This is a genomic window from Tunturibacter gelidoferens (assembly GCF_040358255.1).
GTDB lineage: Bacteria > Acidobacteriota > Terriglobia > Terriglobales > Acidobacteriaceae > Edaphobacter > Edaphobacter gelidiferens.
The window spans coordinates 1,707,153-1,724,468 of the sequence record NZ_CP132938.1; the positions used below are offsets into that span (position 1 = coordinate 1,707,153).

Genomic DNA, 17,316 nt, shown 5'->3' on the forward strand with positions numbered 1-17,316 from the left:
AATATAATGGCGTCTCATGCGTTCCATTCAGGCTGCTCTCTTCGTGTTGTTCGTATCTTCCTTGCTCTGCGCTCAGGAACTGGCTACTCGATCTTGGGGAGGGACGCTACAGAACCAAACCGGTGCGTCGATAAAGGACGCAACCATCCGCCTCGTCTCTAAGCAAGGCGAATTCAAGTCCAATACCTCGACAGACGGCGGTTTTGAGTTTCCCAATCTAACTCCCGGCGACTATCAGCTCGATGTGACGGTTGGCGGAGTCGTTCACCACTCTATCGTGTCTTTCAGACTCAAAGCGGACTCACTTCCAGCCGTTGTGACCCTCTCCGCAGATGGCACCGTCGCGGTTGCACTTCGTTCAGAGGAAGCCGCTAAGACTGGCGGAGAGAAGCTCTCAAGTCAAACCGTCAGTGCAATTCCATTGAACAAACGCGACTTTAGCCAGCTACTCCTGCTCGCGGCTGGAACCATGACCGACGCCAACGGCCAGACGAACTTCACCCAGCAGTTCGCCATCAACGGACAGCGCGGCGTCGAGGCAGTCTTCGCCATGGACGGCGCAGACACCAGCGACCCGGAGATGGGTGGCGCAACTTTCAGTAACTTCAACGTCGATGCCGTCCAGGAGATCCAATCTACCTCAGGCTGGATGCCCGCCGAGATCGGCCGCGGTGCCGCCGGCTTCACGAACATCACGACACGCTCCGGAAGCGGTGGCTTTCACGGTTCCATCTTCGAGTTCCTGCGCAACTCTGCGCTCGATGCGCGCAACTACTTCGATCATCCCTCGATCGCCGAGCCCGGCCGAATCCCACCCTTCCGGCGCAACGAGTTCGGCTTCACAAACGGCGGCCCTGTCATCCTGCCCCATCTCTACGATGGAAGCGGAAAGACCTTCTACTTCGGCCAATATCAAGGTTTCCGCCAGGTACTGGGAACGACGCAGGTCCTTCCGGTTCCTACTGCTTCAGAGCGCCAGGGCATCGACACCACCGCCTTTCCGGGCGATACGCTGGTGATCACGCCCACACCTGCGATAGCGAAGATCCTCTCTCGCTATCCGCTGCCAAATAACCCGACAGGCTCCTACGGTGCTAACACTTATGCCGTGTCCTCGAAGGTAGTCACAAACGCGAACCAGTTCTCCGTGCGCATCGACCAGGTACTCTCGCCTAACAAACACCTCACCGCAAGATTCAACTTCAACAATCTCTTCGGTCCCACCACGAACCCCGACCAGACAACCATCGATCCCAGCTTCGGTGTTGTCTACGTCGATCACCAGCGCAATGGAGTCGTTACCTACAACCAGACAGTCTCCCCGCGCTTCTCCTTCGAGAGTTCCATCAGCGCAACTCGAACGACTCCCCAGTTCCCAACGCCCAACCACGTCGATCCTGCGGTGAAGTTCAACGACGGCCTCTTCGAAGCATTCAACTCGGCTGGCGGCTCGGTGATGTCCGCCTACGGTAACCTCTTTGTGGCACGGCAGAACTTCGTAATCAACATCGGGCGCCACCTCATCAAGGCTGGTGGAGAGTTCCGGGCCAATCGCGATACGACTTACTTCGGCATCAGTCCAAATGGCGAGTACGACTTCGGCGGAGGAACCGCCTACTCCCCTGTAAACATCACCTCGCAGAGCGGTGCTCATAACATCCGCGTCGGCGACCCCCTACCAGATACTCTGAGCGCGCTCCTCACCGGAAGCGCTTTCGTCTACACCACAGCCGTCGCGCCACCGTACGTCTCGGGCGGGAGTCACATCGGCCCTGCAGCAATCTCGCGTACCGGCGGAGCGATCTATGCTCAGGACACCTTCAAAATCTCAGACCGGATTGTCCTCGACTACGGACTTCGCTACGAGATCTACTCTCCGATCACCGAGCGCGCGCATCGCACCTCGGGCTTCCTCATGAACGGGTCGCAACAGGAATACCTTGACAATCCGCAGCCCGGATATCGGTTCGACTGGGGCGGTATTGCTCCTCGTGTTCAAGTTGACTGGAAGGTTACAAACACCCTTCACCTTCACGCAGGCGGCGGCATTACAACGATTCCGCCCAATATCTGGCAAGACAATTTCCTTACCGGCGCCGTTCCCTTCGTGATCTATCCCCACGTTACCGCTGCCGTAGGAGCGCCAATCCTATACGGCTTCCAGATCACCTCGGCGCAGCTGCCTACCTTCTACACTCCTGCCGGGCAAAACGTCTTCGCGAGCGGCAACCCCAAAAATGTCCCATCGAACACCGTTCTCGACGTGGAGCGCTACCAGAGAGATCTCGCAGCGCTCTCGCCCGGCGCTCAGTTCACGCCTTTGAACCTGACAGGAATCGACCGTCGCTTTGGCAATGGCTACCTACAAACGTGGACACTTGGCGCAGAACGTCAGTTCGGAAAGCTCACTGCTGACGCCGCGTATGTTGGCACCGCCTCGGTCAAGCTGCCGCGCATCAGCTTCCCCAACAGCTACTCCGGCGCCAGTCCTGGATTCGCGCCTTTCACGCAGTTTGACAGCTCCGGTAACGCGGTCGGCGGCTTCGGCACAGAACAGCTGATTACAAATAATGCTCATTCCAGCTACCACTCGCTGCAAACTTCGCTTGCAGGTACGGTCGTTCAAAATGGCCCCAGCATCCAGGTAAGCTACACATGGTCGAAGTCCATTGATGACACGAGTGGAGTCGGAGCGAACGGAAACACCACCGGCGCAGTATCCATCCCGTACCCGCAGAATCCTTTTGATATCCACGCGGAAAAGGGGCCGTCCAGCTTCGACGTCACCCATGGATTCACCATGAGTCTTGCTCAGGATCTGCAGTTGGAGAAAGTGCAGTTTCTGCAGCCGATCAACCGAAAAGTCACCGCCGGGTGGGAGCTGCTGAGTATCTCCACCATCAGCAGTGGCCAGCCGTTTACGGTCTACTCCGGTGTACAGCAGACGGGAGCCGGTTCCAACGGAGTGGATCGACCGAACCAGATCGCAAAGCCGAATCTCTCCACCGCAAGAAAGGTTCGCGAAGACTACTTCGGGCAGGGAGCGAACAACGCCAACTTCTTCTCAATCCCAATCAACGCGCCCGGTGGTACGGGGCCGAATCAAGGTTTTTTTGGATCTCTCGGCAGAAACACCTTTCGCGGACCGGCGTATTACGACTTTGACTTCTCGCTTATCAAAGACACCCCTGTGGGGAGACGCGCGGGCGGTAGTGAACTATTTGATGTGCAGTTCCGGTCAGAATTTTTCAACCTGTTCAACATTGTGGATATGGGCTTGCCAGCCAACACAATCAAAGGCTCGGGATTCGGTGTCATCAGCAAAACCGCGGGAACCTCCCGGCAGATTCAATTCTCAGTTAAGGTGCTCTTCTGAGTCGCTCCATTTGAGGGAGCAGGATAGGACGTCTCTGTCCTTTTGCACCTAACGTTCATGCGGCGATGAAAGGAATAGGAGAGAGCCTGCATGGCTAAACCCCGAGCCTTTCCTTTCGGAGGAGCACGAATTCAGCTGACCGTTGGAGCCGCAGCCGAAATTATGAGGGTTATACTTGTGCGACGATTTCGCCAACAACAGAGGTGAGGCGAGCTGATGGCGCAAGGGCAAGCTCATTCGCATAAAATCCTGCCGATCATCCAACGCTACGGCTTCGCGGTCGTCGCTGTTCTTCTTGCCCTCCTGCCAGGGCTTCTGCTGCAACACTATAAGTTTCGCGACGTAGAGTTGCCGCTCTTGCTCTTTGCGATCGCTCTCACAGCATGGCACGCCGGAGTCGGACCCGCAGTGCTATCGATCATCCTCTCGAGCCTGTGTTTCGATTACTTCTTCGCTCCGCCTCTTTATGTTTTTTCCATAACGCCCGCGGACATCCCGGCGATATTGGTACTGATCTCCTTCGCCGTGTTGATCATCCGTTTCAGTGCCGTAAGACATCGAATCGAGAGTCAGCTCCTTCAGACTCGCGACAAACTTCAGGCGGAAGTAATCGAGCGAACCCAACAGGCGAGCCTGCTGAATCTCACTCATGACACGATCTTCGTCCGCGACATGAGCGATGTCATCACCTACTGGAACAGAGGAGCCGAGGAGTTATACGGTTGGGCGCCATACGAGGCGATAGGGAAACGTTCAAACGATCTGCTGCACACCGTCTTCAGCACACCAAGCGACGACATCGGCGCGGAGCTATTAGAAACCGGGCGCTGGGAGGGCGAACTCAGGCATGCAAAGTCCGACGGAACTGAGGTAGTGGTGGCAAGCCGATGGTCGTTGCGGCGCGACGGGAACAACCTTCCTGTCGCCATTCTGGAAACGAATAACGACATCACAGACCGTAAACGCCGAGAAGAAGAGATTCGTACCCTCAATACCGAACTCGAAAAAAGGTCGACCGATCTCGAAGCCAGCAATAGGGAACTGGAGGCCTTTGCCTACTCTGTCTCACACGATCTACGCGCACCTCTCCGCCATATGGCCGGATATGCGGAGTTGCTCCAGAAAAACTCATCTGCCGCGTTGGACGAGAAGGGGCTGCGGTACATGCGGATGATTCTGGAGGCCGCAAAGCAAATGGGCAATCTTATCGACGATCTGTTGGCGTTTTCGCGAATAGGACGCGTCGAAACGCAGAAAAACCAGGTAAATCTGGAGCAATTGGTGAAGGAAGCTCTCATCGAGATACGGCCGGAGACCAATGGTCGTAACATCGTCTGGAGAATCGACACACTTCCAGTTTGTTATGGAGACCGTTCCATGCTCAGGCTTGTTCTCGTCAACCTCCTTTCGAATGCGGTAAAGTTCACACGCCCTCAAGCGAAGCCGGAGATCGAGATCGGATGTGTCGATGGAAACAGAGATGAGGTAGTGGTATTCGTAAAAGACAATGGTGCGGGTTTTGATATGAAATATGTAGACAAACTGTTCGGAGTGTTTCAACGTCTGCATCATGCCGACGCGTTTGAAGGAACTGGCATAGGACTCGCTACCGTTCAGCGCATCATTCATCGCCATGGAGGCAAAGTCCGGGCGGAGGGGATAGTCGATCAAGGCGCGACCTTCTATTTTTCAGTTCCTAGAATCTAAAGTCAGGATGAAGCCATGGAAAGACTGGGACGTATCTTGATGGTGGAGGACGACTCTAAGGACGTCGAACTCACTTTGACGGCACTCGAAGACTACAACCTCGCAAATGAGGTCGTCGTCGCTCGAGACGGCGAAGAAGCCCTGGACTACCTCTATTGCCGCGGCAAATTCACAACACGTTCCTGCGATAACCCCGCCGTCATCCTGCTGGATCTGAAGCTGCCCAAGGTCGATGGATTAGAGGTGTTGAAGCAGATCAAATCTGACGAGAATTTGAAGTTTATTCCTGTCGTCGTGCTCACCTCCTCCAAGGAGGAAAAGGATCTGGTGACAAGTTACAAACTAGGAGTGAACGCCTACGTCGTAAAGCCGGTCGATTTTCATCAGTTCGTCAACGCCATCAAGGAACTCGGCGCCTTCTGGGCTGTCATTAATGTTCCTCCGCCAGCGAGCGTGAATAAGTGAGCACGAGCCACCGTCTGCGGATCCTCTCCCTTGAGGACGATCCTAACGACACCGAACTGATTCAGGCCTCCCTCGAGACCGAAGGCATAGACTGTGTAGTTACACGGGTCGACACTCAGGCTGCATTCAGCGCCTCGCTGGAACAAGGCGGGATTGATCTCATTCTCGCGGACTATAAGCTTCCCTCGTTTGACGGTCTCTCAGCCCTGAAGCTCGCGACGAGCATCAGCCCCGAGGTGCCATTCTTGTTTGTCTCCGGAACGCTCGGGGAAGAGGTAGCCATTGAAGCGCTGAAGATCGGTGCCACAGACTATGTTCTCAAGACCAGACTGTCGAGGCTGGCGCCGTCCGTCCTTCGCGCCCTCCGCGAAGCCGACGGGAGAGCCGAACGCAAGCGGACCGAGAAAGCGCTTAGTCGCAGCGAGACATTTTTGGCCGAGGCCCAGCGCCTGAGCCGCACAGGCAGCTTCGGATGGAACATCCGCACCAGGGAAGTCTTTTGGTCCGCCGAGACATACCGTGTCTTTGAATGCGAACCGGGGACAACGCCCTCGGTCGAGCTGGTCGTCGAGCGAACCCACCCCGAGGACCGCGAACGTCTTCAACACGTCTTCGAACATGCCTCTGAGACGGGCGACTTCGACATCGAGCATCGACTGATCTCGGACGACGGCTCCATAAAGCACGTTCGTGTAGTCGCGCGTGTCATCAGAGGCGACGAACCGGAAGATCTGCAAATCGTTGGGGCCGTCACCGACGTCACCGAAGCCAAGCGGGCACAGGAAGCCCTGCGACGGAGTGAAGGTTACTTAGCCGACGCGCAGAGATTAACCCGCACTGGCAGCTGGGCCTACGACGTAGCCACAAGACGCGGTATTCACTGGTCGCAAGAGAACTTTCGGTTGTTGGGCTTTGATCCAAAAGAAGGTGTTCCCCCGCACGGCAAGTTCTTTCAGCGCATCCATCCAGACGACCACGAAAATTACAGCAACGCCTTCGAAAGCGCAATCACTCATCAACAGCCCGATCTCGACCTCGAGTACCGGGTCGTTCTTCCCAATGGAGAAACCAGGTACGTCCACTCCGTCGGCCATCCTGTCTTCGACAACTCCGGCAACTTCTCCGAATACATCGGCACCGCAATGGACGTGACCGAACAGCACAACGCGAGAGCAGCGCTGGAGACGGCCTTTCAAGAGATACAAACCCTCAAGGACCAGCTCTACAAAGAGAACATCGCCCTCCGCGAAGAGATCGTTCAGACCTCCATGTTTGAGGAGATCGTTGGCGAGTCGCCCGCTCTGCGCGCCGTGCTCGCCCGCGTCACCAAAGTCGCCCCCGCTGATTCAACCGTCTTGATCACCGGTGAAACAGGAACCGGCAAGGAGTTGATCGCACGCGCGATTCACAAGCGCTCCCAGCGCTCCGCTCGCGCCTTCGTCAGCGTCAACTGCGCCGCCATCCCTGCCTCACTCATCTCCTCCGAGCTCTTCGGGCACGAAAAGGGCGCGTTCACTGGCGCCATGCAACGCCGTCTCGGCCGCTTCGAGTTAGCCGAAGGAGGCACGCTCTTCCTCGACGAGATCGGAGAGCTCCCGCCCGAGACGCAGATCGCCCTGCTGCGTGTTCTGCAGGAGCGCGAGTTTGAGCGCGTCGGTGGCTCCAAGGTGATTCGTGCGAACGTTCGCGTCATCGCCGCGACCAATCGCGACCTTCAGGGGTTGATTGACGCTGGTACATTCCGCGGCGATCTCTACTATCGCTTCAACGTATTTCCCATCGAGATGCCATCTCTTCGACAGCGCCGAGAAGACATCCCTCTCCTGGTCGAATACTTCATCGATCGCTACTCGGCTAAAACAGGAAAGAAGATTCGTAGTATCGAGAAGTCGACGCTCGACCGGCTTCGGCAGTACGCCTGGCCCGGCAATATTCGCGAGCTTCAAAATGTAGTCGAACGATCCGTGATTCTCGGCGAATCCGAGACCTTCACTGTGGATGGAAGCTGGCTCTCCGGAGAAGTCGATCAACCGGATCGAGCCGGCCCAACCCTTCTCAAAATCCCTCCCTCCCAGGAGAAGCGCGCAATCGAAGCCGCGCTTGCCGAGGCGCACGGTCGAGTCTCCGGCCCGTCGGGTGCCGCAGCCAGGCTTGGAATTCCTCCCTCAACCCTCGACTCCAAGATCAAGACGCTCAACATAAACAAACACCGCTTCACAACGAACTAAGTGTCCCGAATCCTTTCCCGCTAATTCACGAAATTCGCTAATTCACGAAATTCGTGAAACTGGGATACTCCCAGATCCATTTAGTATCAGCAACTTACAAACGGTCATGCAGTTGCAGATAAATCGCTCAAATGTTCAAGATTCGAAGATCCGAGGACAAGGGACTTGTGACCTTCGCCTTCAGTGGCCGAATCCAGGAGGAGCATCTACCGGAGTTACAGAAACTCCTGGAAGTCGAGACTCAAGCCAAATCAACCGCCATAACGCTTGATCTCGTCGATGTGAGGCTGGTAGACCGGGAAGCAATCCGGTTTCTAGCCACCTGCGAGGCTCAGGGAATCATGCTCAAGAATTGCCCATCGTACGTCCGTGAGTGGATTGAAACAGGCAGGGGGTATAAGCAATGAATCAAAGCATTGAGCAAACCATAAGCACCATCGAAGCCGTCTCTTCCCGAGATCTCGGCCCGCTCTTGGGAAAGGTCTCCGCCGGCCCATCCGAGCGCTCGTTTGGTGGAGTTCTGCGCCGGGCTCGTCGCGTTTTTGACGACGGCCTCACCATCTTGCCGAAACTCCGCGCTCCAGGGTGCACCTCTCCAACTATCGAACAGTCTCTCTCCGGATTTCTCGAGAATTTCTCAACCGCCGGAGCACGCTGTCAGATCTGGGTCACCGGAAAGCCGCAGTTACTGGAGCCAACGATCCTCGAGGAGCTCACGTTGATTGGACGAGAGGCGCTGGCCAACGCGTTGCAGCACTCTCAAGCGACACTCATAGAGGCCGAGGTAGAGTACTCGACCCGCGGATTGCGCCTCATCGTCCGCGACAACGGACGCGGAATGGCTCGACCCGACGTGCGCTCGGGAACAGACACCCACTGGGGCGTGTCGGGAATGCGTGAGCGGGCAAGAAGGATCGGCGCACAACTCAGCATATGGAGTCGATCCGGAGCCGGGACAGAGGTCGAGATCTGCATCCCGAACCGCTTCGTCGCCATCACCTGGGCCTGATCGAACTCGTAAAACTCAGGAACAGTTTTCTTTGTGCATTCTTTTCTGAGATAACTTCTCCATCGGCTCTTCGCCCTTTGTCGTCTTCGGGCCTCTCGTTGCACCCCAATCGAGCTATCTTCCCCCAAACCTAAATCGGCTTTCCTGCGAAGTCGTTTGCAGCAACAATGTCTTCAGAAAACCGAGGTTCTGCGCGAGCAATCCTGCACCGAAAGATTGAATTCCTAGGTAGACGAACGCTTCAACCGCGCGAAGGAAATGGGCCGATCAAACTTATTGCGGTAGACACAAAGTTTTCGGTCAAACGAGCTAACATCTCTAAGAGCATCGACCTACTCCGGCACACCACTCTCTCGCAGGGGTCGCGTGGGCCGAGTGATGCTCTGCAACCAGCCTGCTTAGCGCCTTTCATAAGCAAACACCCCAGAATCGTCATTTCAACCGAACCAACTCCATAACACCTAAAAATCGTCATCTCGACCGAAGCGACGGAACGTCTCATCGTCCGTCGCGCAGTGGAGAGACCCCGCATTTCGCTCTATTCCACTGGATGGCCGCTTAATATACCGCCGCCAACCCTGTGGATCGGCATCGAATATACTAAGTGCTGGCATGAGCGAAGAAGATCTCAAACAACGGCTTGCGTATTTTCAGCAAAGGCTCGAAGAGGCCAAGCGAAGACACTCCGCGAAAGAGCCGCACCCCCGAACCTTCGATGCTGGTTACACCACAGATACCTTCAAGACCTGGGCAGAATCAATCGCCGTTATCAACGAACGCCTTGCAACCATAAACGATCAGCTAAAGGCGGAGACCCAAAAGTCCCATTCAACTTCAAAAGACCGTTAAAACAACATCACCGTAGCTGAAGAACAGCTGCAAGTCGACTTGGGCCTTGAGTTCCAAGCGGGCCGGGCAACTCCTCCGAGAGTTTACTCATCTGACAACAGAACAACCTAAACCTTCTTGTAAGGGAGATCGTCATGGCTGATCAAGCCTCTGCTACACATCCCCATCGTCCAAAGATGGATGGATCATCTGATTCGATTTGTTTGAATTGCTTAGCGACAGTCGCCGCAAAACAAGAACAAGAAGCTGACCGGTCCGACGCCGAACTACGCCACGTCTGCAGTCCTTACTTCACAGCGAAGCGGACCTCCCTCCTGCAGCAGCCTGCCTGAATCGGAAGCCTGAAGGTTCTCGCTCACTAGGTAAGTCCGTAAAATACCGACGCAACGAAGTCAACCGCGGGGATGGAGCTACTATCAACATTCCGGCAGAGACTCGTTTTTCCGACGATTCCCATAAGGGGAAAGCTAAAAAATAAATGCTGAATCGGTGGCGTATTTTTCAGAGCCTGAAAAGTGTCAGTCAAATGACCATCTTTACCACGCAATCCACCACGAGATGACCATCAAAACACCACGTTCTAAAACCCATTTCCCCCAAAATCGCCCCAAAAACACACTTATTGCCCTTTGAAAAATTTATCTCAAAGCAGCGGTAGCCGAGCTGGTCGCGTTCGAGGGTAAATTGTCGGCCGTGCCCATCAGATGGCCCGTTACGAAGCTTCTGCCTCGCTTCTCCGGACCAAACCAGAAGATCAGAAGCAGCGAAACGATCACCAGCGTCTCGAAAGAACATAGCGCCCACGGATAGCCAAATCTGCTCCGTAGCAGGTTCTGCAGCGGCAACACCGGCGAAGCAAACAGGACGCCTAGTTGATACACAAACCCAGGAAATAGCCCGCGAATCGCATCCGGCGCCAGCTCATTCAAATGCGCCGGAATCACGCCAAACGCCCCCTGCACGCCGCTCTGCATAAGGTACGAGCCAACGACAATCGCCAGCACCGACCCGCCGAACGCCCACATCGGCATCGCCAGCAGACACACCCCAAGCGCAGCCATCACGGCATATCGCCGTCCAATTCGTTCCGACATCGCGCCCACCGCAACCGCTCCAATGATCGCCCCAACGTTGTAAATCACAGGAATTCCAAGCGTAGCTTTCATCCCCAGCACGGTCGCACCATTCATCCACAGCAACGTCTTCAGGAAGTCGGGATAAAGATCCTGAGTGCCGTGGGAGAGGCATGTGATCGCCGCCATCAGCAGCAAAAGGTATCCAAAAACACCGAGGTGTTGGAATAGCGTTCCGAAGATATTTCCAAGGGACGGCGTTCGATGCATCCGCCAAGCGGCCGATTCAGGCGCTACCGCAGCCAGCGCCACAATGACTAGGGTGACCCCGACGCCAACGAAGAACATCGTCTGCCAGCCGAACGCCGGCGCGATCGTCTGCATTCCGATCGCCGCCATCAGATATCCAAAAGGATAACCGCCCTGCATCAGGCCAGAGAGAACGCCGCGTCTGTGCCGAGGTGCGCTCTCCATCGCATAGGAAGCACCAATGCCCCAATACCCGCCCATCCCGAGACCATACAACAGCCTCATCGCCAGAAAGATCCAGTAGGTTGGTGCAAGCCCGCTCAGAACCGTCACGGTCGAGAAGTACAGAACGCATGCGATCAGAGGCTTCTTGCGGCCACACCTGTCGGCCAGGGCTCCAAAGAAGAGCGCTCCAATCGGCCGCATGGCCAGCGTAAGTGTCATGCTCCACACAATCGCGGCCTTCCCCACGTGAAATTTGCCCATCAGCTCCGATATGAGAAAGACGACGACGAAAAAATCGAATGCGTCGAGAATCCATCCCAGGATGCCGGCTGCCACGGCAAATCTCCATCCTGGAGCTCCAGCTTCAGAAGTTGCTGCAGCTGCTTCGGTCTCTTCAAAATGCATAAAGGCGGTCTCTCTTCCGGCGAAGCTAGGCGATGGATGATCGTCAGTGTCTAGAGAACAGACAAACCTTCGACCACCTCGAACAGCGTTTTTGATCCCTTGCAGGAATACTATCGCGTCGTGGTTCGTGTTGAATGCAGGTCTATTTCAGTCGGCAAGATTTCTCTCGTCATTAAAACCAAGAGTCTTCCATTGGAAGGTTGAGTCTCTCATCAGGGCATCTCCTGTGGCTCACAGAAGAAACGCCTATCTCTCTGCCTTCACTATTCCCGCAATGAAACCAACTACTCGGAAGGGCTTAGATAGCTTTCTGAATGGTCGGAGTCGGTCCAGAGGGAAGAACGACCGATTCGTCAGAAGCGGTCAACGGTGACGCCTGGAATATTTGCAACAAAGATCCTGACGCAGTGATCGTCGGAAGGGGGCTAAAATCTTGAAACAAGAAGAACGAGCGCTCCGTAGATCCATGCGGCGCAGCCGAAAGGAAATGCGAGCACTACCGGGGCCGGCGAACTTTAGGTGTCTGTCTGCTTTCGGTGCCCAGTCAAGAACCGACTCTTTGTTAGATCGATTCATTTGCCCCAATTGCGAAGACCCTCTTTATTCCATTACCTTGGCCCGTCCACGAAATTGGCTGACTGGTATCGTGCCCAAATAGTTGGGTCTCGGGTCCTACCATTCAACGAGAGTGAATCCAGGGAAGGGCAACATGAACAAAGGACGAAGCGTCATCGTCGGCACAGCCGTACTTGCTGGTGCGATGGTCTACGCCGGAGTCACCTTTCCCAATGCATCTGCGATTGCAAAGCCGCCCACTACTACTGAAGCGACACTCGGACCTGTAACGGGAGAGGGTCCTTGGCGTGCCTCCTGTAAATACTGGACCGCCGCGCGTTTAATCAAGCCCTTGGGTCAGGAGGAGACAAATCAGCCGAAGAACGCACAGAGAGAGAGTAAAACCAGCGCGGTTTCTCAGCTCGTGGCATCCATGAGCAGCCCGAAGACTGACTGTGAAGGTGACGATGACTGGGGTATTCCTCAACTACCGTCCGATCACATCGACGCAGCCACGACAACCTCGACGGAAGATCTCCACCAGCCAGAGATCCGCGTCATCCTTGCGTCCGTCCCCGACCCTATTCACAGTCATCTGGCGCTTGAGTTTGATAGAACCATCGATTCATTCATGCAGGCAGCAGCTGACCGCCGGTATCTTAGCAGCAACTACTGGTTCCCCTGGAAGATTCAGCATGGCGCCGACGCCGTCAATGAATCATCTATCAATGCGACAAGCACCGAGGAAGACCGCTACCGGGAACAACAACCGGGGCTCATCATTCTCAAATACAGTCCCCAGCGAGACGAAAAGAGTTTCTCCTGGCTTAGCTACCATCGCGTCATCTATCTCTTTCTGGTAAGCGAGTCTCCCGCCTTGGGCATGAACGGCCTTCAGCTTCGCAATGCGCTCCGTTACGAAGCCATGCTGCGAAGCCGATACGGGGCCAAGCTTTCTATGAGCGACGATGACTCTCAACTTGCCGTCATTGGTCCCGGCTCGTCAGGTTCCGCCGCCTCTCTTCGCGAAGGGATCGTTAATGCTCCATTTGCCGAAGAGAAAAATCCTGGTGAAGAAAAGAGTCACGAAAAACTCAAGACCAAGAACGGAACCAGAGATCGACTCGAAGGTGCAAATCAGGCCAAACCAAAAGATATAACCAACGTCATCGTAGCGGGTACCACCTCGACACTCATCGCCGACGCCGAACTGAATTCGCCGTCTTCAACCAGATTCATCACGTACTACTCCTTTGGAGAAGACACCGTCTCCGAAGAGCATCGAATCCTCGACTCGTTTCGAAGCGCTCATTCCGATGAGCAACATATCGCTATCCTTAGCGAAGACGACACCGTATTTGGTGAAGCCAGCAGTCGCCCCAGCGTGCCAGATACATCAGGGGGGCTAAACGCGACCGGGTGGCCATACCGGCCGGCCATGCCGGATGAATCCGCCGCGCCTTATCATCCAATCTATATTCGCTTTCCGCGAGAGATATCGCTCCTGCGAAATGCCCAGGGCGAGAAGCCTGGAAAGAATTCTTCTTCAGAGATCCCCACTCCCTATTTGAATCTGACGCTCAAAGACTCGAGTGCAGATGACACCATGCCTCGGTTTTCTACGACTCAGACGCCGTTATCGCAAGAGGCACAGTTGATGGCCATCGCTCATCAGCTTCAGCGAGCGCGTGTCGAATATATACTCATCACCGCATCAAACATTCTGGACGAGCTCTTTCTCGCTCAGTTTCTCCATCGCGCCTGTCCAGACGCCAGGATCGTCTTCTACAACGGCGGCGATCTGCTGGTCGAGCGAGACGTAGATAACGCCCGCTACATCGGTTCCCTTACAATCTCTCCCTATAATCTAACGACGTTGAGCAGGCCGTTTTATGCGGGCCGCGCCTTCTCGGACTCGCAGGCTGAAGCTACCTATAATGCCGCCAGTTACATCTTGTGGAAGGGATCGAAGGACCCGAAGACCCAGCCGTTAAATCTCTCCGGCTATCTACGCGGTGAGGACAAGATGCAAGCCCCTCTCTGGGCAACTGCCGTCGGTAGCGATGGGTACTATCCTCTTGGACTCGTCAATGGATGCGCCAGCGAGTGGCCCCGGATTCTACCGAGTTTTCATGGCGCAGAACCCGTACCGTGTTCGGAGAGGGAGATATCCTCCATGCAGCTCCTTCCTCTTCCGTCTCCGAATGCAGCTCCATCGTTGGCTTGGTCTATTCTCTGCGTCATCCTTACTGGTCTCTGCATCGGTCACGCCGCCATCATGCTTTCAGCAGAGTATTGGTCGCCCTTCACCCGTGATCTGGCGATCGATCAGAACGATCAGCCTCGTCGCAGATCGGTCTACATCAATATCGGAACCTCCGTACTCTTCTGCATGTCGTTCGTCCTGGCCTCGCCGATGTTTCTCATCCTGCGGGTCTACCGATGGGAAAGAAGCAATCTCGTTGTCGCCTCTATGACCCTGCTTGTCGCAGTCGCGGCCGTGCTCGCCACTCTCTACAAGACGTGGCCTTATCTCAAATACGAGCCTCAGAGAAATTCGAAGTATCCAACAGGTCTCTACTTCTTGTTCAACCTGCTCGCACTTGCCACGCTCATTGTGGTTCCACTGTTCTGGCTTCGGATCTGTCTGCACAATGCTGCGAACGGTGTTCCCACTTATGTAGGCCTCTTCTTTAGTTATCGTTCGCTTCACCCCGGCAGCGGTGTCTCCCCTGTCATTCCCATTCTCTTGCTGCTATTTGGCTGGTACCTTTGGGCAATCTTTCAGACGGCGCGTCTCCGCTTCTCCACCATGAACCGCCCCAGGCTTCCCGATCAAGTCCCACTTAAATCCTCCTATCCCCTCTACGTTCCCGACCGCCAGCTAAGCGCATGTAGAAATCCGACTAACGTCTGTCTCTTTGAAAACATCAGTTGTCTTCTCATCACCCGCGAAATCCTGCGCCGCTTCACTCGTTGGCCTCACAGAAAACTGAATGTGATCTTCTTCATCATCTACCTTGGCTTGTTTCTGCTTTGCGTTTTCTGCGGCCGTATTCAGAGCCTGGAGCGGTTCCTCTTGCATCCTGTTTACGGCCCTACACCCTACGAGTTCCTTATTGCCGCGCTCTTCTTTCCACTCATTATGGTCGTCCTCACAGGATGGTTGCGCATGATCTTCGTGTGGGGATCCCTCAGTCGCGGCCTCCTCGAGCCACTGGAGCGAATGCCCATTCGCGCTGCCTTCAGCCGCCTCAAGGAGGTTGGGTGGATGACCATGCTTAGCCAGAGCAGCCTCCACATCCGTTGGCGCGACATGGCGCGTTCGAACGAGTCTGTCCGCCAGCTAGTCAATAACGAAGAGCTTCGCAAGGCGATCGACGATGATGCGAAATGGACCGTTTTGAAGAACGCGCATGATGATCTCAGTCTGAAGCTAAAGCAGCTAAGAGAGCACATTCAGTTTCGAAAAAGAGATAAGAGTCTGCCCATTCCTCCAATGGAATATCCGCGGAACGACTGCGACCTCCCGCCGGAGGAACATCGCCAGGATCTTAGCTTCATCTACGCCATTGAGAAACGATATGCTGCTTTCTGTGAATTAATCTTGTCGGATCTGTTGATCCCTTACTGGGATAACCAACGTGTCGGCTTTGTCGAAGACGATGGGGATGACCTCGGCGCAAACCGAGCCAAACCGGAGACCCCCGCGCAGGATCCCCTTCCAATTCTTCTGGCGGAAGAGCTACTTGTTATCCGCTACGTCGCGCTCATCCGGTCTGTGCTCGTGAATATTCGCTACCTCATGCTCTTCACCTGCGCGGCCTTCGTGCTCTCCATCGTTGCGTGGAACTCGTATCCCTTTCAGCCCCATCAACTGATTGACTGGTGTTTCACTCTCCTGCTTGTCTTCCTCGGTACCGGTGTCGTCTGGGTCTTCGCCCAAATGCATCGCAATTCCATCCTTAGTCGCATCACGGATACAGCGCCCAACAAGCTCGGTCTCGACTTCTACATCCGAATCGTCACCTTCGGCGCAGCTCCGGTTCTCACGTGGTTGGCTTACCAGTTCCCAGACGCAGGTGGCAATCTTCTCAGAATCCTTCAACCTGGTCTTCAAGTGGTTAAGTAATTTTCCATGCAGTTCTTCTTCAAAGCAGGCCGGAATCTGCAGGTCACGATACATAAATCTTGAATGCTAGTTCAGCTGTGCGAGTGATGCGGATCATTCGGCACGATGACATTCAGAGGTTATATTGCCATCGATAGAATCCGACGAAAAGGTAACCCCTCGGCCTCCCGCATCCCACCAGATAAAACCTCCGGCCGCGTACCGCGCGCCAGAACCCGAAACTACATTCGCAAAGATGAGCGAATGCCCAGAGACAGGAACGATCGCAAGGCTGTTACCTGCTCCGTTAATATATTCAACCGAAAAAACTTCCGCAGGCAGTCCCATCTTACTTCCTTGGGCGTCACAGCGGTACTTCATCATATGCCGCGAGATCGGTTCCGACCCACTTAGGTGGATCGTCAAGTCAGTCGCTCTCGCAAAAACGGAAAAGGTGAGAACAGCCACACCGGCCAGAAACCTATTAAATGAGGCGCTCATAAATTACCTCTTCGTTCGCGATTGAACCCCGAAAGTGCAAACATCATATTCCCAAAGGTGATGGCTCTCGATAACTTCGTATAGGTCTTCCATAACAACCTGAGTTGGTCCTTGTAAGTTCTATTCTAGAAAACGCTTGAGCCAGCGGAGATGATTTCAACCGATAAAAAGATAGAAACCTGCGGAGGTGATGTCTCCCGTCACCTCTCGCAGGCGTCACCAGCCCGAACAACTCGACTTGGCTGGAACCTAAGATTAATTCGTCTGGACTGCCCTCGAGGCAGCCATTAACTGCTGATGCAGATCCATCAGATTCTCGGTATAGACGACGATCAGATCGATCATTGCAGCGAAGTAGATTCGCTCCGCGCCGCTCGTCCAGCCGGGACGATGAATGACTGACAGCAGCTCTTCATAATAACTTTCACTGGGAAGCCTGCAAACAGCATGTTTAGCTTCGTCGAGCTTCTCTTCAAACCGAAGCTGATTTATCGATGCCTGGGATGTTACCTGTTTCAGCGAAGCCATCAGTTCTCCTGTCAAGTACGTGTCTGCGCAAGCAC

Annotated in this window: 11 protein-coding genes; 8 read left to right on the plus strand and 3 right to left on the minus strand. The window is 54.8% G+C overall.

All coding sequences use genetic code 11. The annotated features are described in order from the left end of the window. Positions 1-16 precede the first annotated feature (16 nt). The 7 genes from RBB81_RS07815 to RBB81_RS07845 all read left to right on the plus strand — a co-directional run bounded on the left by RBB81_RS07815 (position 17) and on the right by RBB81_RS07845 (position 9,634). On the plus strand, positions 17-3,376 hold the full coding sequence (locus RBB81_RS07815; RefSeq protein WP_353073285.1) for a TonB-dependent receptor: 3,360 nt from the start codon (positions 17-19) through the stop codon (positions 3,374-3,376). 216 nt (positions 3,377-3,592) lie between these two features. Continuing rightward, complete coding sequence (locus RBB81_RS07820) at positions 3,593-5,083, plus strand: ATP-binding protein (protein WP_353073286.1); 1,491 nt, start codon at positions 3,593-3,595, stop codon at positions 5,081-5,083. A gap of 15 nt (positions 5,084-5,098) precedes the next feature. After that, positions 5,099-5,548, plus strand: a complete 450-nt coding sequence (locus RBB81_RS07825) for a response regulator (RefSeq protein WP_179581420.1) — start codon at positions 5,099-5,101, stop codon at positions 5,546-5,548. After that, a complete protein-coding gene (locus RBB81_RS07830) occupies positions 5,545-7,776 on the plus strand; it encodes a sigma 54-interacting transcriptional regulator (protein WP_353073287.1) in 2,232 nt (743 codons plus the stop codon). The genes RBB81_RS07825 and RBB81_RS07830 overlap by 4 nt, the downstream gene beginning before the upstream one ends. Before the next feature lie 131 nt (positions 7,777-7,907). After that, positions 7,908-8,183, plus strand: coding sequence for a hypothetical protein (locus tag RBB81_RS07835; RefSeq protein ID WP_353073288.1), 276 nt, complete (start codon positions 7,908-7,910; stop codon positions 8,181-8,183). After that, entirely contained in the window at positions 8,180-8,785 is a 606-nt protein-coding gene (locus RBB81_RS07840; RefSeq protein WP_353073289.1) for a sensor histidine kinase, read from the plus strand. The genes RBB81_RS07835 and RBB81_RS07840 overlap by 4 nt, the downstream gene beginning before the upstream one ends. A 612-nt stretch (positions 8,786-9,397) precedes the next feature. Continuing rightward, positions 9,398-9,634 carry a hypothetical protein gene (locus RBB81_RS07845; protein ID WP_179581424.1) on the plus strand — a complete coding sequence of 79 codons (237 nt, stop codon included), beginning with the start codon at positions 9,398-9,400 and terminating at the stop codon, positions 9,632-9,634. A 638-nt stretch (positions 9,635-10,272) separates the two neighbouring features. Here RBB81_RS07845 and RBB81_RS07850 read toward each other — a convergent pair. Next, positions 10,273-11,586, minus strand: a complete 1,314-nt coding sequence (locus RBB81_RS07850) for an MFS transporter (protein WP_353073290.1) — start codon at positions 11,584-11,586, stop codon at positions 10,273-10,275. Between the two features lie 709 nt (positions 11,587-12,295). Between RBB81_RS07850 and RBB81_RS07855 the strand changes: the two genes are divergently transcribed. Continuing rightward, positions 12,296-16,273 (plus strand): hypothetical protein, encoded by a 3,978-nt coding sequence (locus RBB81_RS07855; RefSeq protein ID WP_353073291.1) that lies wholly within the window; start codon positions 12,296-12,298, stop codon positions 16,271-16,273. Positions 16,274-16,366: 93 nt separating this feature from the next. Here RBB81_RS07855 and RBB81_RS07860 read toward each other — a convergent pair whose 3' ends face one another. Both RBB81_RS07860 and RBB81_RS07865 read right to left on the minus strand, forming a co-directional pair. Continuing rightward, on the minus strand, positions 16,367-16,753 hold the full coding sequence (locus RBB81_RS07860; protein ID WP_221272867.1) for an MliC family protein: 387 nt from the start codon (positions 16,751-16,753) through the stop codon (positions 16,367-16,369). 255 nt (positions 16,754-17,008) lie between these two features. Next, on the minus strand, positions 17,009-17,281 hold the full coding sequence (locus RBB81_RS07865; protein WP_179581427.1) for a hypothetical protein: 273 nt from the start codon (positions 17,279-17,281) through the stop codon (positions 17,009-17,011). Positions 17,282-17,316 lie beyond the last annotated feature (35 nt).